Here is a 19,563-nt window from a genome sequence, read left to right as displayed (position 1 = left end):
TGGCGAAGTCAGCGCACCTTGGTTGCAGAGAGTTCGGCGAATAGATCGTCGGCAGGTGCGCTCTGGCGCGGCGACCACCCTTCCAGCTGCAACAACGCCTGCTTGGTCGGCAGGCCGCCGCCGAAGCCGGTCAACGCACCGTTGGCGCCGATCACGCGATGGCAGGGCAGCACGATCGGCAGCGGATTGCGGCCATTGGCGGCACCGACTGCGCGGCTGGCGGCCGGCCGTCCCACCGCATGTGCAAGTTGCGCATAGCTCCAGGTCTGCCCGAACGGAATCTGCGCCAGCGTGTGCCAGACCTGCAGCTGAAATGGCGTGCCGGTCGGTATCAACGGCAGATCGAAACTGCGCCGCCCGCCGTACAGATAATCGAGCAATTGCTCGCGCGCCTCGCGCACCAAGGGTGCATCGGGATCGTGCAACCAACGCGCGCGGCCGAGCGCGTCGTAGCGATTCTGCGCGAACAGGATGTGGTGCACGCCGGCGTGATCGGCGGCCACGCTGAGTGCGCCGATCGGCGAGGGGAAGGTGTCGTAATACAACGTGCTCATGAACGGGTGTCCTTGCGATCGACGGCGAGATGCCACAGGTGCAATACGGCGTAGGCGCGCCACGGCCGCCATGCCTGCGAGCGCGCTTCGGTGGCGCGTTCGCTCAGGCGCTCGGGCGTGCCGAGCACCTGTTGCAGGATCAGGTCGCCGGCTGGAAACGCATCCGGATGCGATAGCGCACGCATGGCGATGTACTGCGCTGTCCACGGCCCGATGCCGGGCAACGCAGTGCAGGCGGCGACGAACTCGGGCAGGCGCTGGCCGGCGCCAAAATGCAGCTGGCCTTGCGCGCATGCCGATGCCAATGCACGCAGCGTGGCGGCGCGTGCACGCGGCAGGCCGAGGTGTTCCAGTGGCGCCTCGGCCAGCTGTTCCGGCGTGGGAAAGATGCGATCCAGGCCCGGCGGCATGTCGACATGATGGCCGCCATGGCGCTCGACCAGCCGCGCCGCCAGCGTCGCCGCACCGGCCACGCTGATCTGCTGGCCCAGCACCGCGCGCACCGCCACTTCAAAGCCGTCCCAGCCACCCGGCACGCGCAGGCCGGGGCGGCGCGCGATCGCCTCGGCCAGCAACGGTTCGGACGCCAGCGTGGCGTGCACCGCCTGCAGATCCGCATCCAGATCGAACAACCGGCGCACGCGTCGCACGATCTGCGGAATCTGGCGCGGGTCGGTCGCACCGATGCGCAACAACAACTCCGCACGCTGCGGCGCTGCGCTGACGTCGATCAGCGTCGCCTTGCCCGGTGTGCCGATCACGCGCCGGTAGCTGCAGTCGTCGACCTGCTCGATGCCGGGAATCGCACGCCGCTGCAGAAACGCCAGCATTGCGGGCAGATCCAGCGGCGGCCGATAGCCGAGTCGCAAGGTCAGCTCGCCACCCGGCACCTCGGCACGCTGCTTGCGCAACGCCGACGGCGGCATCCCACAGCCATCCAGAAACGCCGCGTTGAAGCGCCGCAGGCTGTTGAAGCCGGCCGCCAGTGCGACTTCGGTGACCGGCAATGCGGTTTCGGTCAGCAGTTGCTTGGCCAGCAGCAGCCGGCGCGTGCCATGCACCTGGATCGGCGTGGCGCCGAGCTGCTGCACGAACTGCCGCTGCAGCTGGCGCGCACTTAAACCGACCGCATTGGCCAGCGTCTGCACCGGCTGCTCCTGCAGGGCGCCTTCGACAATCATCGCCAGCGCACGCTGCACGCTTTCTTCGCCCAGATGCTGCTGCGCCTGCGGCGACAGTTCCGGCCGGCAGCGCAGGCATGGCCGGTAGCCGGCCGCACTGGCCGCTGCCGCAGTCGTGTAGTAACTGATATTGCCCGGCTTGGGCGGCGGCGCCGGACATACTGGCCGGCAGTAGATACCGGTGCTGCGCACTGCGGTGAAGAAGAGCCCGTCGAAGCGTGCATCGCGCGCCAAGCGGGCGCGGTCGCATTGAATTCGGTCGGGCGAGGCGGTTTGCATGGTCCCAGTCTATGCGCTCGTTCCGACCCGGGCTGGCCGTTTTCGGACAACGCTGCGTAGGGTATGCGTGTTCATGGCAGGGTCAACCGGTTGGCCCATTCAGCCATAGACTGAGGGTGATCTCGGTCGCGGTCTGTGTCCTACCTCATGCTGAAACTGTTTTGCCTCTCTCTTTGCTGCGTGCTTGCGCTGTCCGGTTGCGATCGCACCGGCACGTCGGCCGATGCTGCGGGTGCGCAGCAGAACGGCGCGGGGCAGGCCGGCGATGGCGACCATATGGTCTCGGTGGATACGCCCGAACCGGTGGCGACGCCCCCGCGCCCGCGTGCCGCCCAAACAGGCGAGGCGGGGTGGCCGCAGGCGGAGCTGGACGCAGGCAAGGCCTGGATCAGCTGCGCCACCGATTACAGCAGCGCCGCCGGCGACGGCACGCTGCTGCCGGCGCTGGATCGCGCCAGTGTGGAAGCGGCGCTGGCGCCGTGTCGCGACACCGCGCTGCTGCGGGTGCGTTACGCCGGCAAGATCAACGCCGGTTTCGCTGCGCTGGTATGGCGGTTGGCGGCAGTGGCCGAGCAACTGCAGCTGCCGCATCGCATCCTGGATCTGGATTCCAGCGGCGGGCAGGTGGAAGCGGCGATCCGCGCCGGCGATACGATCGGCGAATCCAACTGGACCATCTGGGTGCGCGAAGGCTCGATCTGCCACAGCGCCTGCGTGTTCGTGCTGGCTGCCGGCGACAACCGGTTGGTGGCCGGCAAGATCGGCATCCATCGCATGATGCGGATCAGTTCCAAGGCCACCTCGCGCGCGGAACTCAATCGCGAACTGCGCGAGGTCTACGGCAACGTCAAGGATTATCTGGAGCGCAACGGCGTGGCGGTGGCAGTGGCCGACCTGATGATGACCGTGCCCAACCGCAGCCTGCGCCTGCTGACGATGGACGAGCTGCGCGAGTACGGCCTGGATGGCACCAACGCGGTGCAGGACGATCTGGAGCGCATCCGCCAGATGCGCAAGTGCGGCGACGCCTTCGTGCGGCGCAAGGATGCGTTTCTGGTCGCCTTCGATCAGAAGTGCAAGGGCGCCGGCGCCGATCTGGAGGCGGTCAACGCCTGCGGCCTGGCCTTGAAGCAGCGCTTCGGTTTCCCGGATGCCACCTGCCCGGAAGAAAGCCCGCTGGCCGAAACCGATGCCGCCGCCTTGCCTGCGACTTCCGACCCGGCGGAGGCGGCGGACGCGGCTGCGGGCGACACCCAGCTCGCCACGCCGGCCCCGGCACCGTCCGCTGCCGAATCGGTCTCCGAGCCGGCGCCGGCCCCTGTTCATCGCGAAGGCTGAGCTTCACGCGCACCGCACCGTCCGCTGCCTATCGTCGCTGCAGACAACGGCGCCGGGGGGCAACATGATCGGGAAAACGAAAGGCGTGATGCTGGCGTACCTGCCATCGGCCCTGCTGGTGCTGGGTGGATTCGGAATTGCCGAGCTCCTGCAGATGCTCGCCGCAGCCAAACAGGTGCAATGGCCGGCCACGCTGGCGGTCTGGCTGAGTCTGGTCGCGTTGATTGCAGCCACGGCGCGTGCGCTGTGGATCAGCTGGCGGTTGTGGCGGCCGCGCAGCGTTGCGACGGTCCCGCCGAGCGGAGACGCCTGACGCTGCCGGTCATGCAGTGAAGCTTGTTGCCGGCACGCCTGATGTCGATGTGCCATGGCGCTGCTCGCTCAACGTCATAGACGCAACACGCACTAGACTGCCGTTCCGGGCGCACCCAGCGTGCGACTGTTCTCTCTCCGTCGATATACGCACAAGGTCATCTACCCAATGTTCCGTCCCCGTTTGCTTGCCGTGCTGGTGTTGGCTCCGTCGCTTGCCTTCGCACAACACCCTCAGACCGGCGCGCGCCCGGCCGCCGCACCGGTTGCTGGCGGAACAACGGCCTCCGGAACAACCGCAGGCACGCCTGCAGCCACTACCGCGCAGCAGGCGCAGCTGGTCAAGCAGAACACCGAAATGACCCAGGCCGCATTGCGTGTGGCGCAGATGGTCGATACCAATCAGGTCGCACCGCTATGGGATGGCGCCTCCACGGTGGCCAAGACGGCAGTCAAGCGCGATGTGTTCGTCAGCCAGATCGGCGCCGAGCGCACGCGCCTGGGCGCAGTGGTCGGCCGCGGGCAGGGCTCGGTGACACGGGTCAAGTACGGCCCCGGCGCGCAGGTGCCGGAAGGGCTGTACGTCAACGTCAGCTTCCCGACCCGGTTTGCCAAGGCCCAGCAACCGGTGCGCGAGCTGGTGTCGTTTCGGCTGGACGAGGACAAGACCTGGCGGCTTGCCGGCTACAGCCTGCGCGCGTCGATCAAGTGATGCAGCTGCCAACCGGAGACTCTGAGTGGAACTGACAATCGAACTAAAGATGCTGGGCTGGGCGATGGTGCTCGGCCTGGTGCAATTGCTGGCCGCCTCGGCCAGCATGACCGCCCAGCGCGGCAGCAAGTGGAACGCCAGCGCGCGCGATGGCGAGATCAAGCCGTTGACCGGCGTTGCGGCGCGGCTGGACCGCGCCTTCCGCAACTATCAGGAAACCTTTCCGATCTTCGCGGCTGCAGTGCTGGCGGTGAGTGTTGCCGGACGCACCAACGCAGAGACCGCGCTCGCCGTGCAGCTGTATCTGTGGGCGCGCGTTGCCTATGTGCCGGTTTATGCAGCAGGCATCCCTTACCTGCGTAGTGCGATTTGGGTGGTGTCGTTCTGGGGCATCGTCAAGCTGGTGCGGGCGCTGTTGGGCTGGTGATGTGCCGTAGGTTGCGTTCACGCAGACCGCTGAGGCGTTGCTGACGGAACGTTGCAAGCCGTCGCCTGGCCGCTGCAGCGATGTCGCCGGCGGCTTTCAGTCTCCTTGATCCTGATCAAAGGGCCGCCAACACCGCTGCCGCTAAACTAGGCGTATCGGTGGTGGCGGAGCGCAGCATGCAATCGGTGGATATCGCGGTCATTGGTGCGGGGCCGGTGGGCCTGAGTTTTGCGCGGTCGTTGGCCGGCAGTGGCCTGTCGGTGGTGTTGGTCGACCAACAGCCGCGCGCGCAACTCGCCGATCCGTCATTCGACGGGCGCGAGATCGCATTGACGCACGCCTCGCGTGCGCTGCTGGAACAGCTGGGGATCTGGCAGCAGTTTTCCGCAGATGCAATCTCCCCGCTGCGCGATGCACGCGTCATGGATGGGCATTCGCAGTTCGCATTGACCTTTGCGGCCTCCGCGCCCGGTGCTGGCGATCTGGGCTGGCTGGTTCCGAATCATCTGATCCGTCGCGCCGCCTGGCAGGCCGTGCAGACACAACCTGGGTTGGACATCCGTTGCGCATGCACGCTGCAGGCTGTAGAGCAGCGTGGCGACCGCGTGGTGCTGCAGTTATCCGATGGGGCAACACTGTCGGCGCGCCTGTTGGTGGCGGCCGACAGTCGATTTTCCAGCACCCGGCGCCTGCTTGGTATCGGCGCGCAGCTGCGCGATTTCGGCAAGAGCATGCTGGTGTGCCGCATGCGGCATGCGCTGCCGCACCGGCAGGCGGCATGGGAGTGGTTCGGCTATGGCAAGACGTTGGCGCTGTTGCCGCTGCAGGGCAACAGCGCTGGCGCAGTGCTGACATTGCCGCCGCGACAGATCGAGGCCTTGCTGGCGATGAACGAGGCGGACTTCAGCGCGGCGGTGACCCAGGCATTCGAACATCGGCTTGGCCCGATGCAGCAGGACGGCAGCCGGCATGCGTATCCGTTGGTGGCGGCGTACGCGCAGCGTTTCGTGGCTGAGCGTGCCGCACTGATCGGCGATGCGGCAGTGGGCATGCACCCGGTCACTGCGCATGGCTTCAACTTCGGCTTGCAGGGCCAGGCACGCCTGGCCGAGCGCGTGCGTGCCGCCGCAGGTGCAGGGCGCGATATCGGCGCTGCGTCGCTGTTGCACGGCTACGAACGCGCGCATCGGCTGGCAACACGGCCGCTGTACGAAGCGACCAATGCACTGGCCGCGCTGTATACCGACGATCGTGCGCCGGCCCGCCTGCTGCGACGTGGTGCCTTGCGTGCGGCGCATGCGGTGGCACCGTTCAAACAGGCAATTGCGGCGCATCTGACGCAGCGGAGCGTTTGATGCATTGAAGGGGTCACGGTGGAAGCAGTACCTGCCTTGCCACGTTGGTGCATCGCTGCGCCAGGTTGTGTTGCGATGGCTCTCAATGCGTGAGCGGACAGCGGTGTCAGGCGATCATCAGGCTGTCGCCATGTAGGCGTCACGCATTACGCAAGGGGGTTCCACCGCGCTGCGAGATTGCGTTGCAAGGGTTTTCAATGCGTGAGCGGACACCATGATCGGCCGATCATCCGGGGTTGCCCGTGATGCACGCATGCTCACTGCCGCCAAACAGACTGCACTCAGGCAGCTGCGCCCACCCGCGCAAGAATCGCATCGATCGCGGTCTGCGCATCGCCGCTGCGCAAGGCTTCTTCCAGCAGGGGAATCACCCAGGCGCAGCCGGCTTTGGTCACATCTGCGCGCCAGTCGCCGCGCCAGCCCTCCAGCTCGTGCAAGGCCAGCATGCTGCAACCGCCGCGCTCGGCGTGGCCGCCACGGATGGATTGCTCGAACCAGAACGGCGTCGCCGAATCGGCATCGATCGAGAAAATATAGACATCGTGGTCCGGATCTTCTGCCGAGGGCGCGATATTGCGCCAGCTGACCTCCACCACCTTCATTCTGCCGGGTCCGCATCAGGGTCCAGCGCCAGTACGCGGATTTCCACATCGTCCAGTTGCACCAGCTGGCCGGGGCGGATCTTGGCGGTCTTGCGCAGTTCCTGCACGCCATCGACGCTGACCGCACCGCTGGCGACGATCGCCTTGCCCTGGCCGCCGCTGTCGGCAATGCCGGCCAGCTTGAGTAGCTGGTTGAGTTCGATGTACTCGCCGTCCAGGTCGAATTCCAGGAATTGCATGGTGCGCTCGCTAACAGGAAGACGGCGATTATCCGCCTGTCGCTGGCGACAACACCACTGCGGCAAGGTGAAGGGCGGCGGCTGGATCAATCCGTCACCACGCAAGCGCGTCGGCAGCATCCAACACGCTGTGGCTCGCGCGTGGCGCCAGTGGATTTATTCGCGTCGAAAGCGTGCAATTTCGTCCAGCATGCTCTGGGCACGGATGACGCCAGCTCCGGCGTGCGCGTTGTCGATGCGCTCCAGCCACGGATGCTGGGTGCGTTGCAGTCGACGGTAGCCGAGCCAGGTGCCGATGGCGCCGACCACGCCCACCAGCGCATTGATCAGCAGCCAGCTGTGCGGCAGCGTCATGCCGGTGAGCGTGCGCCATAGGCCATCGGCCACTGCGACCCAGAGTACCCAGAACGCGATGCCCAGCCACGGCGCCACCCGCGTTCGCCAGCGCCGCAGTTGCGCGAGCGCCTGCTGCGTCTGCAGCAGCGGTCCGGCGAAATCCAGTTGCGACACCAATTGCAGTTGACGTAGTGCGGAGATCGCCAGCGCAATACTCCACGCCTGCAGCAGCACGCCGCCGATGATCGCCGCAGCCTGGTCCGCGTGGGCAAGCCAACTGCGGGCGATCACGATGTTCAGCGCGATGGCGCACAGCAATTGCGCGGTCTGGCTCGCCCATAGCGGGCGCAGGCTGGCGCCCGCTGCGTGGCCGCGCACCTCGCCGAGCAGTTGGCCGGTAAGTGCGGTTTGCTGATCCAGGCGTTGGTGCACTGCGTGCCAGGTGCGTTGCATGTCGTCCAGTTCCATGTGCTGGTCCTCTTGCGGGTCGTGTGGGTCAGAGTTCGGCGCGGATGCGCGCTTTCAGACGGCTGAGTTTCGTGGCGACGTTGGTCTCGCTGATGCCGAGCACCTCGCCGATCTCGCGGTAGCTGTGGTCGTCCAGGTACAGCAGCATCAGTGCGCGCTCCAGCTGCGGCAGTTGCGCGATGAAGCGGTAGAGCGCGGCGATCTGCTGCTCGTGCGCCGGGTCGCGTGCCAGTGGATCGGCGATGCTGTCGGCCACCGCCTCCAGCGGCACCGGGTTGTGCGCAGCCCGGCTGCGGCCGCGCAGATCGCTGATCGCCACGTTCAATGCGATGCGATACATCCAGGTGGAAAAACGCCGGTTTGGGTCGTAGCCAGGAAACGCGCGCCATAACTGCACGGTGATGTCTTGCACCAGCTCGGCGCGGTCGTCCGGGTTCCAGCAATAGCTGGCCGCGACCTTCACGACGATGCCGCGGTGATGCTGCAGCAAGGCGTTGAAGCGGGTGTGCAGGTCTGTTTCCAGGGACATGGCTCCGGCCGCGCAAGGAGATAAGAAGGTTCGAAGAGATGATTCGCCAGACAGGGCGAATCCTCACAACCTGAACGGACTGTTACGGAAATTTCGACAGCAGGGGGCCTGAAGGCGCACACTATGCTGCTTTGCGCCTGCCGGATCCGTGCGGCGCCTCCGGAGTTACCAATGACCCAAGAATCTTCCGCGCCGCTGCTGTTTGCAGACCTCGGCCTCTCGGACGCTGTGATGAAAGCCGTAGCCAACGTTGGCTACGAGTCGCCGTCGCCGATCCAGGCTGCCACCATTCCCGCGCTGCTTGCCGGCCGCGACGTCCTCGGCCAGGCGCAGACCGGTACCGGCAAGACCGCCGCGTTCGCGCTGCCGGTGCTGTCCAACGCCGATCTGAACCAGCTCAAGCCGCAGGCGCTGGTGCTGGCCCCGACCCGCGAGCTGGCCATCCAGGTTGCCGAGGCATTCCAGAAATATGCCGAAGCCATTCCCGGCTTCCGGGTGCTGCCGGTCTACGGCGGCCAGCCCTACGCCCAGCAGCTGAGCGCGCTCAAGCGCGGCGTGCATGTGGTGGTGGGCACTCCCGGCCGCGTGATCGATCACCTGGATCGCGGCACGCTCGATCTGTCCCAGCTCAAGACGCTGGTGCTGGACGAAGCCGACGAAATGCTGCGCATGGGCTTCATCGACGACGTCGAAGCGGTGCTGAAGAAGCTGCCGGAAAAGCGCCAGGTGGCGCTGTTCTCCGCGACCATGCCGCCGGCGATCCGCCGTATCGCGCAGACATACCTGAAGGATCCGGCCGAAGTCACCATCGCGGCCAAGACCACTACCTCGGCCAACATCCGCCAGCGCTACTGGTGGGTGAGCGGCCTGCACAAGCTGGATGCGCTGACCCGCATTCTCGAGGTCGAGCCGTTCGACGGCATGATCATCTTCGCGCGCACCAAGGCCGGTACCGAAGAACTGGCGCAGAAGCTGCAGGCGCGCGGTCTGGCCGCTGCCGCCATCAACGGCGACATGCAGCAGGCGGCACGCGAGAAGACCATTGCCCAGCTCAAGGACGGCAAGCTGGACATCCTGGTCGCCACCGACGTGGCCGCACGCGGCCTGGACGTGGAGCGCGTCAGCCACGTGCTGAACTACGACATCCCGTACGACACCGAAAGCTATGTGCACCGCATCGGCCGTACCGGCCGTGCCGGCCGCACCGGCGATGCGATCCTGTTCGTCACTCCGCGCGAGAAGGGCATGCTGCGTTCGATCGAGCGCGCGACCCGCCAGCCGATCGAAGAAATGCAGCTGCCCAGCGTGGACGCGGTCAACGACACCCGCGTGGCGCGTTTCATGACCCGCATCACCGAGACCTTGGCCGGCGGCCAGATCGAGATGTACCGCGATCTGCTGCAGCGCTACGAGAGCGAGAACAACGTGCCGGCGATCGATATCGCCGCGGCAATGGCCAAGTTGCTGCAAGGCGACTCGCCGTTCCTGCTGACCCCACCGGTGCGTGGCGCACGCGAGGAATTCGCACCGCGCGAGCGCAACGAGCGCGGCGATCGCGGCGAGCGTGGCGAGCGTCCACGCTTCGAGCCGAAGTTCGAGCGTGGCCCGCGTGCCGATGGCGAGCGCGCTGCGCGTCCGCCGCGTGCCGAGCGCCCTGCGTTTGGCGGTGACGGCGCTGGCGCCGAGCGTCCGCGTCGCGAGCCGGTCGCCCCGCGTGGCGAGCCGGAGGTCGGCATGGAGAGCTACCGCATCGAAGTGGGCCACACCCACGGCGTGAAGCCAGCCAATATCGTCGGCGCGATCGCCAACGAAGCGGGTCTGGAAAGCCGCTACATCGGCCGTATCGACATCCAGGACGATTATTCGATTCTGGATCTGCCGGCCGACATGCCGCGCGAATTGCTGACCCACCTGAAAAAGGTCTGGGTGTCCGGTCAGCAGCTCAACATGCGCAAGCTGGAAGAGGGCGAGGCCGCTGCGTCGCCCTCCAAGCCGCGCTTCCCGCGTAGCGGCAAGCCGGCCGGTCGTCCGAATGGCCCGGGTCGTCCGATGGACCGTGCCGGCGCACCGCATCGCAAGGGTCCGCCCAAGCCGCGCGGCGAGTAAGCGCAGCTGACAAACCCGCTGCGTGCGGCCGCCCGGTCCACGCAGTCGGCGTCCGGAGTCGATATGTTTATTGACGCATACCGGTTCCCGCGTCTTGTTCTTCAATAGGCGTCCATCGCCAGCCATGCTTTGTTAGTCATGCTAAGTCCGTGAGGCAGTTGCGCTCGCCGGGTGCGCATTGCCATACAGACTCGGTCGTTGCGGCCGCTACTGCCTTCAGGCGCCCACTGGGCGCCTGAATCGCATTGGGCAGCGGTGGGGGACGAGGATGGCGATGGCGCAGGCGGCACGCGGCAAAAGCGGTGGTCGGACCATGCACATGGTGCGCGGCTGGCTGACACTTCCCTTGGCACTGCTGATCGGTGTGGCTGTCGGCATGGCGATGCTCTCGGCGCTGATGATCGAGGTCCAGTCCGGCGCCACCGCCTGGATCGTCGGCCAAAGCCATTGGTCCAATGCCCAGCAGGAGTCGGTGTACTGGTTGGAGCGCTATCTCGTCAGCGGCGATCCGGCCGACCTGCAGGCCGCCTGTCGCGCACTGGAGGTGCCATTGGGCGATCGTGCGGCGCGTCAGGCGGTCGAACAGCCGGTGATCGACTGGGACGCGGTGTACGCCGGTCTGGCCGCAGGGCGCAATGCCCGGCAGGACATGCCGCAAATGGTGCGACTGTACCGCTACGGCCAGGTGTTTCCGTACCTGAGCGAGGCGATCGCACTGTGGAAACACACCGATGCCGACATCCTGCAGCTGAGCGTACTGGCCGACAGGGCGGCATCGGCGCAAGCCACCAGCCGGCCCGATCCGCGCGCACTGCAGAACCTGCGCGAGGACCTGCATCTGCTGGATGCGCGCATGCGCGGCGATGCCGAAAAATTTCAGGCCTTGCTGATCCGCTGCGCACGACTGCTGCACGATGTGATGGTGTTCTGCAGCGTGGCCACCTTGCTGCTGGTGCTGACCACCTGCATGCTGGCGATGCGCCGCATCCGCGATTATCTGCTCTCGCACGAAGGCCGCTTCCGCACTGCGTTTCAGCAGGCGGCGCTGGGTATGGTCAAGTTCGACCTGCGCGGTCGCGTGCTCGATGCAAACACCTCGCTGGCCAACATCCTGCGCTACCGGCCTGAGGAACTGCAGGCCTGCACGCTGGCCGAGGTGATGCACCCGGACGATATCGCGCTGGACAGCCGCGGCATGATCGACTGGCCCAGATTGATGCAGTCCGGCGAACTGCGCTTTCTGCGCGCCGACGGCGGGGTGATGTGGGGGCGCTGGAGCGCCTCGCTGGTGGAGCCGGGCCCGGAAGAACCGACGCTGGTGCTGGCGGTGATCGAAGATGTCTCGCATGCGCACGAGCTGGCCGACGAAGTGTCCTTCCACGCGCGCCACGATGCCTTGACCGGCTTGATCAATCGCCACGAGATCGAACGCCGGCTGCTGCGCCTGATCGAGCCACCGCAATCGCCGCAGCTGTGCCATGCGCTGTGCTTTGTCGACCTGGATCATTTCAAGCTGGTCAACGACACCTTCGGGCATGCGGTCGGCGACAAATTCCTGTGCCATTTCGCCGACGTGATCACCATGCAGTTGCGCCCCGGCGATTGGCTGGGGCGGCTGGGCGGCGACGAGTTCGCGATCCTGCTGGCCAATACCGATCTGCTGCAGGCGCAGGCCTTGCTTACCCATATGCACGGGGTGCTCGGGCAGCCGTGGAGCCATCAGGGCGGCAAGCCGCTGACGCCCAGTTGCAGTTTCGGCGTGGTGGAAATCCGCCAGGGCGCCAGTGATCTCAACGCCTTGATGACCGCCGCCGATCTGGCCTGTTATGCGGCCAAGGAAGAAGGGCGCAACCGCATTCGCTGTTTCGACGAAAACGATCTGGCGCTGGCGCGGCGCCGCCACGACGGTGGCTGGATCAGCGCGGTGCAGCAGTCCATCGCCGAACAGCGTTTGCTGCTGTATGCGCAGAAAATCCAGGTGCTGAGCGAACCGGGACGCCTGCAGTACGAAGTGCTGGTGCGCATGCGCGCGCGCGACGGCCGCGTGTTGAGCCCGGGCGAATTCCTGCCTGCGGTGGAGCGCTATGGCCTGGGTCGCATGGTCGATGTGCATGTGCTGGAAACCTTGTGCGCGCAATTGGCGGCCAACCCGCTGCATGTGGCGAGACTGGATCTGTGCCATGTGAACCTGTCGGCGCAATCGATCGCCCAGCCGGATTTTCTCGACTTCGTGTGCGCCTTGTTCGAGCGCTACCCCACGCTGGTGCCCAAGCTGTGCATGGAGATCACCGAGACCGCGGTCATCGGCAATCTGGAGCAGGCGCAGCGCTTCGTGCAGAGCGTGCGGGCGCGTGGCTGCCATGTGGCGCTGGACGATTTCGGCAGCGGTCTGGCCTCGTTCGGTTACCTCAAGCAGTTCACCGTGGACGTACTCAAGATCGATTGCGGCTTCGTGCGCAATTACGCGCACGACGCGGTCGATCGCGCCGCAGTGCATTCGATCGCGCAGGTCGGCCTGGCGCTGGGGATCGAAGTGGTGGCCGAAGGGGTGGAGTCGGAGGCCGATATTGCCGGCCTGCGCGAGGCCGGCGTGGGCCAGGTGCAGGGCTTCAGCCTGCATCGCCCATGCCCGCTGGAAGACCTGTTGCACGTCTCGATGCCGCTGCAGGTGGTGACCGGCTAGGTGCGATGGCTCACGATCGCCGACAAATCGCCGATAATCGGCAAATGACAACCCGACTCAATAAATACATCGCCGAAACCGGCTTCTGCTCCCGCCGTGAGGCCGATCGGCTGATCGGCGAACGCCGCGTCACCGTCAACGGCGTGCCAGCCGGCACCGGTGCGGTGGTGGGCGAGGAAGATACCGTGCTGGTGGACGGCCAGCCGCTGCGCACCCGCGCTGCCAGCAAGCCCGGTGGCCGCAAGCATGTCTACATCGCGCTCAACAAGCCGGTCGGCATCACCTGCACCACCGAGAGCTCGGTCAAGGGCAATATCGTCGAATTCGTCGGCCACGAGCAGCGCATCTTCCCGGTCGGCCGGCTCGACAAGGAGTCCGAGGGGCTGATCCTGATGACCAGCAACGGCAACATCGTCAACGAGATCCTGCGTGCGGAAAATCGTCACCAGAAGGAATATCTGGTGGCGGTCAACAAGCCGGTCACCGACGAATTCCTGCGTGGCATGGCACGCGGCGTGCGCATCCACAACGAGACCACGTTACCGTGCCGCACCGCGCGCATCGCCAAGTTCGGCTTCCGCATCGTGCTGGAGCAGGGCTTGAATCGGCAGATCCGCCTGATGGCCTCCGAATTCGGCTACCGCGTGACCCAGCTGCGTCGGGTGCGCATCGACAACATCAAGCTGGCTGCGCTCAAGCCGGGGCAATGGCGCAACCTCAGCGATGCGGAACTGCGCGGTTTGCTGCCGCAGCGCACCGAGTGGTGACGCCGCAAGGCATGGGCTGAACGGAAGCGACACAGTGTCTCGGGTGGTCCGGCGCACCCCGATAGTCGAGCTTGACGCGCTCGGTCATACTTTCGCCGCAAATAGCCAGCTGGGGAGCGGGCAGGTGATCAAACCGGAATTGCCGGACAACGAGGCCGAGCGGCTTGCAGCGCTACGCCAGTACGAGGTGCTGGATTCGCCGCCTGAGCGCGCGTTCGACGACCTCACCATGATCGCGTCGACGCTGTGCGAGACGCAGATGGCGGCCGTGGTGCTGGTGGACGAAGACCGCCAGTGGTTCAAGTCTGCGCATGGCGCGCCACGCGGCGAAGCACCGCGCGACATCTCGTTCTGTGCGCACGCGATCCTGCGTCCGGACGAGGTGTTGATGGTCGACGACACCTTGCTCGACCCGCGCTTCCACGACAACCCGATGGTGACCGGTACTTCTGCGGTGCGCTTCTACGCCGGTGCACCGTTGGTGACCAGCGAAGGGATGGCGCTGGGCTCGCTGTGCGTCTTCGACCAGAGCCCGACGCATCTGCGCGATGAGCAGCGTAACGCCTTGCAGGCGTTATCGCGCCAGGCTTCGTATCTGCTGGAGCTGCGCCTGGCCGGCAAGCGCCTGCGTCAGCAGTTGCATGAGCGCGAATGGTACGAGCAGCAGATGGCCGGTTATTACGCGCAGATGGATGCGTTGAACGCGGATCTGGTCGAACAGACCCGCACCGATCCATTGACCGGCTTGCCCAACCGGCGTGCCTTTGCGGCTGCCTTGGCGGCGGCGACCGAGCAGACCCGTGCGGCAGGCCAGCCGTTGTCGGTGGCGTTGCTGGACGTGGACCACTTCAAGACCGTCAACGACGTGCATGGGCACGACCAGGGCGATGTGGTGCTGCGTGAGCTCTCGGCGTTGCTGCGCGCGCATGTCGCCGGTGCCGGCACCATCGCCCGTTACGGCGGCGAGGAATTCGTGTTGCTGCTGCCCAATGTGGATCTGCTGCAGGCGCGCGTGCAATGCGAATACCTGCGCCAGAGCGTGGCGGTGATGACGATCGCGCTGCCGGTGACGGTAAGCATCGGCGTGGCAACGCTGCATCCGCAGGAAAACGTGGAAGCGGTGATCAAGCGTGCCGACCAGGCGTTGTATGCGGCCAAGCGCGGTGGGCGCGATCAGGTGGTGGCATTGGGGTAGGGCGGTGCTGCTGCGCGCGCCGATGCTTCATCGATAACGCCTGTCGCGGCCTGGGCCGCTCCTACGATGGCGTTCGATGGGAGTTGTCGATGCTCGGACGCACTGCGCTGCGCAGTCACTCGACGATGTTCTTCGCTTCGGCGGTGCCGAGCAGTTCCGGGTGCACGATCTTGCGCCGGCGTTCCAGCATGGGATGCAGGAACACCGCGCCGAGAATGATCGTCACGCCCAGATAGAACTGCAGGGTCAGCTCGCGCTGTTCGCCGAGCAGCGCGATTGCCAGCACGATGGCGTAGACCGGTTCCAGGTTGGTCACCAGCTGCACCGAGTAGGCGCTGAGATGGCGCAAGGCCACTAGCGCCAGTGCAAACGGCAGCAAGGTGCAGGCCAGCGACAGTACGAGCAGCAGCACGCCATCGTGCACGCCGGGAACAATCAGCAGATCGCCATGCAACGACGGCAACAGCAGCGGCATTGCCGGTGCCAGCAAGGTCAAGGTCAACGTGCCGGCGCCGAGCTCCAAGGCAGTGACGGTGAGCGGGTCGGCATGCGCCACCATGCGCTTATTGAGCGAGCCGAATAATCCGACAAATACCGCCGAAATCGCGCCAACCACCACGCCGGCACGCATGCCGTCCGGCACGCCGCCGACCACCAGCGCCACGCCCGGCAACACCGCCAGCCCGAACAGCAATTCGCGCGGGCGGAACGGCCGCTGCGTCACCCACGGCTCGATCACGGCGGTAAACACCGGCGCCAGGGCGATACAGGTCGCTGCCACCGAGGCATTGGCCAGCTTGATCGCGCCGTAGAAGGTCAGCCAGTGCAAGGCCACCAGTGCGCCGATGCCGCAATAGCCCAGCACAACCCGCCCGGACAAGCCGCGCAGCCCGCGCCACACCCGCGGCAACAGTGCCAATGCCACCACCACGATCAACATCCGCCACCACACCAACGGCAACGCCGGCAGCGTGATCAGCTTGCCCAGGATCGCGGTGATGCCCCAGAGCAGGACGCAGAAATGGATTTGCAGTTGCGCCTTGCGCAGATCGGTCGTGGGCATGCGCCATTGTCGCCTAATTCGTCATGCCACCAAACACGCGCCGGTTGCGCGCCAACCACGTCGAGCGGCCATGCACGGGGGTTGCCGACGGCGGCACGCGCTGGCGGGACTAGCGCGCACCCAGCGTCTGCAGCAACGCCATCGCAGCAGCGGGATTACGCTCTTTCGCGGCACTGATGAAGAATACGAACACCTCGCGCGGTGTGGCTTTGGCTTGAGGCTCGGCTTCGATGTGCGGTAGATCCGCCGGATCCTCGCCACGCCGCCAGGCCTGGATACGCTCGGCCCAGCGCGCCATCGCCGGCGCCGGATAACCTGCAGCGAGACGCGCCTGGCTGCGCATCAGGCGCGCATAGACAAAATCGGTGGACAGATCGGCAAAGGATGGATGCTCCTGCGAATCGGTGAACACCGTGGCCACGCCGTGCCGGCGCACCAATGCCAGCAACGATGCATCCACCGCAGCGTGGTCGCGGATTTCGAGTACATGCCGCAGCATGCGCTTGCCGGCGCGTTTGGGCAGCAGCGACAGAAAACCATCCAGGTCATCGGCCTGCAGGCAATGCCCCTGCTCGAACTGCCACACCAACGGGCCGAGCGTGGCGCCAAGCTCGACAATGCCGCCGATGAAGTCTTCCACCTGCGCCTTGGTGCCCGCCAGCTTGCGCGACTGGGTGATACGGCGCGGCGCCTTGGCGGAGAACATGAATCCCGGCGGCACTTCATCGCGCCACTTCGCGTACGTGGCCGGTTTTTGCGCGCCGTAGTAAGTGCCGTTGATTTCGATCGCAGTGACGTGGCGGCTGGCGTATTCCAGCTCGCGCCGCTGCACCAACCCTTGCGGATAGAACATTCCGGCACGCCACGGCGCATACACCCAACCGCCAATGCCGACATGGATGCCATCGAGCGCGGGCGGGGGTGCGTCAAATAGGTCGGTCATGGCGGACTCCACAGTGGCGTAATGACAGCCACGTGTGCCCAGCTGCGGGTAGATCGAGGCATGCCTGGCTGGATGATAGCGTCGCCCGGCGTGCAGGGATGAAGTCCGCTGCGGCCAGGGACTGTTGAGTGCGCATGTGGCATGCACGGGTGATCGAGTTGGTCCGGTGACGTCATGCATCGTTGTGGCCATTCAAAAAAACGGCGACGCGCACTTGCAAGGCGTAAGCGCCGCAGCCACACCTTCTGCCTACCAGCCGACCATCGGCTTACACGGACGTTGCCATGCCGCTACCATCGGATATCGCCGCTCGAGATCGCACCGATGACCTGGACCACGCCCGATCTGTGTGACCGCTTCCCAGAGGTGCATGTCGCCGAGCCGCTGTTTCGCCACTTCGGCGGGCGTGCGGCGTTTTCCGGGCCGATCGTGACGGTGCGCTGCTTCGAGGACAACTCGCGGGTGCGCGAGCTGGCCGCCACGCCCGGCGATGGTCGCGTGCTGGTGGTGGACGGGCAAGGCTCGTTGAAGCACGCGTTGCTGGGCGACCAGATCGCCGCGCAGGCAGTGGCCAATGGCTGGGCCGGTGTGTTGATCCATGGCTGCGTGCGCGATGTGGAGATTCTCGCCACGCTGTCGCTGGGCGTGCTGGCACTGGGAGCCTGCCCGCGCCGCACCGAGCGGCGCGATCTGGGCGAGGTGGAGGTGCCGGTAAATTTCGCCGGGGTGGCGTTCGTGCCGGGCCATTGGCTGTACGCCGATGCCAACGGCGTGTTGGTGGCAGCGCTGCCGCTGTCGTTGGACAGTGCCGGCGGACCGATTTGATCGAGAAAATAAGGACGTGGCAGTGACCTTGAACCGATGGCTGAGTGGAGGCGTGCTGATGCTGGCAGGCGTGATGACGACAACGCAGGCAGCCGAGCTTCCGGCCGGCATGCAGCAGTTCGATGCGCAGATGGAGCGCGTGCGCAAACAGTTCGATGTGCCCGGGATTGCGGTGGCCATCGTCAAGGATGGACAGATGGTACTGGAGCGCGGCTACGGCGTGCGCGAGATCGGCAAGGCCGCGCCGGTGCAGGCCGATACCTTGTTCGCCATTGCATCCAACACCAAGGCGTTCACTGCGGCCTCGCTGTCGATGCTGGCCGACCAGGGCAAGCTGTCGCTCGACGACAAGGTCATCGATCATTTGCCGTGGTTTCGCATGTCCGACCCGTATGTCAGCGGCGAGATGCGCGTGCGCGATCTGCTTGCGCACCGCAGTGGGTTGAGCCTGGGCGCGGGCGATTTGCTGTTCTGGCCGACCACCAGCTACAGCACCGAAGAAGTCGTGCAGCGCTTGGCCAACGTGCCGTTGAAAGGCGGTTTTCGCGATCGCTACGCCTACGACAATATCCTGTATGCAGTTGCGCAGAAGGTCATCGAGCAGGTGTCCGGTCAGACCTATGCGGCGTTTTTGCAGCAACGCATTTTTGCCCCGGTCGGCATGCGCGGTACGCGTTTCAATGCCGATCACCTGCAGCCTGGCGACAACGTGGCGGTGGGCCATGCCAAGTACGACTTCACCGAGCTGCGCACGGTTGCGCCGTTGACCTGGTCCAATAACTCCGGTGCCGGCGGTATCTATTCCAGCGCGCACGACATGGCGCTATGGATGAAGCTGCAACTGGCCGCTGGCGCGTTGCCCGATGGCACCGCGTTGTTCAGTGCCAAGCGGCAGCAGGACATGTGGTCGATGATCACGCCGATTGCGATCACCGAGCCGGCGGTACCGGAGCTGGCCGCGGCGCGCCCCAATTTCGCCGGCTACGGCGAGGGCTGGAGCCTGAGCGATTATCGCGGGCATCGGCTGGTGTGGCACACCGGTGGCTGGCCGGGCATGGTGTCGCGGCTGACCCTGGTGCCCGATCAACACCTGGGCGTGGTGGTGCTGACCAATCAGGAAGTCGGCGCCGCGTTCAATGCGGTGACCTTGCAGGTGCTGGATGCGTTCTTGCAGGTGCCGGGCACCGACTGGACTGCTGCCTATGCCAAGGCCTTGGAAAAGGCCGACGGCGATGCCGATGCCAGCTGGAAGAAGCATCTGGACGCGCGCGCGTCACGCTCCACGCCATCGCTGCCGCTGCGCAGTTATGCAGCGACCTATCGCGACCCGTGGTACGGCGATGTGGTGATTCGCCAGGACGGCAAGCGCCTGCGTCTGCAGTTTTCCAAGACCGCGCAGCTGATCGGCACGCTGGAGCATTGGCAGCACGATAGCTTTATCGTGCGCTGGGACGACCGCTCTTTGAATGCCGATGCGTTCGTCAATTTCGCACTGACCCCGGATGGCGCGGTGCGCGAGATGCGCATGGAGGCAATCTCGCCGCTGACCGATTTCAGCTTCGATTTCCAGGATCTGGTATTGACGCCGGTGGCAGAGCTGCGCTGATCGCTGCCGACGGAGTCGAAGCGAAGCCGTGGTGCGCAAACGG

19 protein-coding genes are annotated in these 19,563 nt (G+C 65.8%); 11 read left to right on the top strand and 8 right to left on the bottom strand.

The window, feature by feature from the left end; all coding sequences use genetic code 11:
• Positions 1-8: 8 nt before the first annotated feature.
• A complete protein-coding gene (locus NYR97_RS00450; protein WP_210763196.1) occupies positions 9-554 on the bottom strand; it encodes a methylated-DNA--[protein]-cysteine S-methyltransferase in 546 nt (181 codons plus the stop codon).
• Positions 551-2,014 (bottom strand): DNA-3-methyladenine glycosylase 2 family protein, encoded by a 1,464-nt coding sequence (locus NYR97_RS00445; protein WP_316695968.1) that lies wholly within the window; start codon positions 2,012-2,014, stop codon positions 551-553. The genes NYR97_RS00450 and NYR97_RS00445 overlap by 4 nt, the downstream gene beginning before the upstream one ends.
• Before the next feature lie 147 nt (positions 2,015-2,161).
• On the opposite strand from NYR97_RS00445, the gene NYR97_RS00440 reads away from it, so the two are divergent.
• The 5 genes from NYR97_RS00440 (at position 2,162) to ubiM (ending at position 6,158) form a co-directional block, all read left to right on the top strand.
• A complete protein-coding gene (locus NYR97_RS00440; RefSeq protein ID WP_316695967.1) occupies positions 2,162-3,352 on the top strand; it encodes a COG3904 family protein in 1,191 nt (396 codons plus the stop codon).
• Between the two features lie 64 nt (positions 3,353-3,416).
• Entirely contained in the window at positions 3,417-3,665 is a 249-nt protein-coding gene (locus NYR97_RS00435) for a hypothetical protein (RefSeq protein WP_205394280.1), read from the top strand.
• Positions 3,666-3,833: 168 nt separating this feature from the next.
• Complete coding sequence (locus NYR97_RS00430; RefSeq protein WP_205394281.1) at positions 3,834-4,376, top strand: DUF4019 domain-containing protein; 543 nt, start codon at positions 3,834-3,836, stop codon at positions 4,374-4,376.
• A 25-nt stretch (positions 4,377-4,401) separates the two neighbouring features.
• On the top strand, positions 4,402-4,803 hold the full coding sequence (locus tag NYR97_RS00425) for an MAPEG family protein (RefSeq protein WP_316695964.1): 402 nt from the start codon (positions 4,402-4,404) through the stop codon (positions 4,801-4,803).
• Between the two features lie 176 nt (positions 4,804-4,979).
• Positions 4,980-6,158 (top strand): 5-demethoxyubiquinol-8 5-hydroxylase UbiM, encoded by a 1,179-nt coding sequence (gene ubiM / locus NYR97_RS00420; protein ID WP_316695963.1) that lies wholly within the window; start codon positions 4,980-4,982, stop codon positions 6,156-6,158.
• Positions 6,159-6,439: 281 nt separating this feature from the next.
• On the opposite strand, the gene NYR97_RS00415 is transcribed toward ubiM, so the two are convergent.
• The 4 genes from NYR97_RS00415 to NYR97_RS00400 all read right to left on the bottom strand — a co-directional run bounded on the left by NYR97_RS00415 (position 6,440) and on the right by NYR97_RS00400 (position 8,332).
• Complete coding sequence (locus NYR97_RS00415; RefSeq protein ID WP_316695960.1) at positions 6,440-6,760, bottom strand: hypothetical protein; 321 nt, start codon at positions 6,758-6,760, stop codon at positions 6,440-6,442.
• Complete coding sequence (locus NYR97_RS00410) at positions 6,757-6,999, bottom strand: RNA-binding S4 domain-containing protein (protein WP_205394285.1); 243 nt, start codon at positions 6,997-6,999, stop codon at positions 6,757-6,759. Before NYR97_RS00410 ends, NYR97_RS00415 begins: the two co-directional genes overlap by 4 nt.
• A gap of 156 nt (positions 7,000-7,155) precedes the next feature.
• On the bottom strand, positions 7,156-7,803 hold the full coding sequence (locus NYR97_RS00405) for a hypothetical protein (RefSeq protein ID WP_316695956.1): 648 nt from the start codon (positions 7,801-7,803) through the stop codon (positions 7,156-7,158).
• 28 nt (positions 7,804-7,831) lie between these two features.
• The gene (locus NYR97_RS00400; protein WP_316695954.1) at positions 7,832-8,332 is read right to left on the bottom strand and encodes an RNA polymerase sigma factor; all 501 of its coding nucleotides are present in this window, start codon (positions 8,330-8,332) and stop codon (positions 7,832-7,834) included.
• A 171-nt stretch (positions 8,333-8,503) separates the two neighbouring features.
• Here NYR97_RS00400 and NYR97_RS00395 point away from each other — a divergent pair, with 171 nt between their 5' ends.
• From NYR97_RS00395 to NYR97_RS00380, 4 genes are all read left to right on the top strand, one after another.
• Positions 8,504-10,438 (top strand): DEAD/DEAH box helicase, encoded by a 1,935-nt coding sequence (locus NYR97_RS00395; RefSeq protein ID WP_316695952.1) that lies wholly within the window; start codon positions 8,504-8,506, stop codon positions 10,436-10,438.
• 274 nt (positions 10,439-10,712) lie between these two features.
• Positions 10,713-13,121 (top strand): putative bifunctional diguanylate cyclase/phosphodiesterase, encoded by a 2,409-nt coding sequence (locus NYR97_RS00390; RefSeq protein WP_316695951.1) that lies wholly within the window; start codon positions 10,713-10,715, stop codon positions 13,119-13,121.
• Positions 13,122-13,165: 44 nt separating this feature from the next.
• A complete protein-coding gene (locus NYR97_RS00385) occupies positions 13,166-13,888 on the top strand; it encodes a pseudouridine synthase (RefSeq protein WP_176341416.1) in 723 nt (240 codons plus the stop codon).
• 61 nt (positions 13,889-13,949) lie between these two features.
• On the top strand, positions 13,950-15,083 hold the full coding sequence (locus NYR97_RS00380; protein WP_205394804.1) for a GGDEF domain-containing protein: 1,134 nt from the start codon (positions 13,950-13,952) through the stop codon (positions 15,081-15,083).
• A 115-nt stretch (positions 15,084-15,198) separates the two neighbouring features.
• Here NYR97_RS00380 and NYR97_RS00375 read toward each other — a convergent pair whose 3' ends face one another.
• Positions 15,199-16,146 (bottom strand): DMT family transporter, encoded by a 948-nt coding sequence (locus NYR97_RS00375; protein ID WP_316695949.1) that lies wholly within the window; start codon positions 16,144-16,146, stop codon positions 15,199-15,201.
• A 109-nt stretch (positions 16,147-16,255) separates the two neighbouring features.
• Complete coding sequence (locus NYR97_RS00370) at positions 16,256-17,089, bottom strand: DUF72 domain-containing protein (RefSeq protein WP_316695948.1); 834 nt, start codon at positions 17,087-17,089, stop codon at positions 16,256-16,258.
• Between the two features lie 324 nt (positions 17,090-17,413).
• Between NYR97_RS00370 and rraA the strand changes: the two genes are divergently transcribed.
• Together rraA and NYR97_RS00360 are read left to right on the top strand one after the other, a co-directional pair.
• On the top strand, positions 17,414-17,914 hold the full coding sequence (rraA, locus tag NYR97_RS00365) for a ribonuclease E activity regulator RraA (protein WP_316695947.1): 501 nt from the start codon (positions 17,414-17,416) through the stop codon (positions 17,912-17,914).
• A 22-nt stretch (positions 17,915-17,936) separates the two neighbouring features.
• The gene (locus NYR97_RS00360; protein WP_316695945.1) at positions 17,937-19,520 is read left to right on the top strand and encodes a serine hydrolase; all 1,584 of its coding nucleotides are present in this window, start codon (positions 17,937-17,939) and stop codon (positions 19,518-19,520) included.
• Positions 19,521-19,563: the final 43 nt, after the last annotated feature.

The organism is Xanthomonas hydrangeae (assembly GCF_032697525.1).
Lineage (GTDB): Bacteria > Pseudomonadota > Gammaproteobacteria > Xanthomonadales > Xanthomonadaceae > Xanthomonas > Xanthomonas hydrangeae.
Note: the sequence above shows the minus strand (reverse complement) of the source record. Positions and strands in the feature narration are given on the sequence as shown.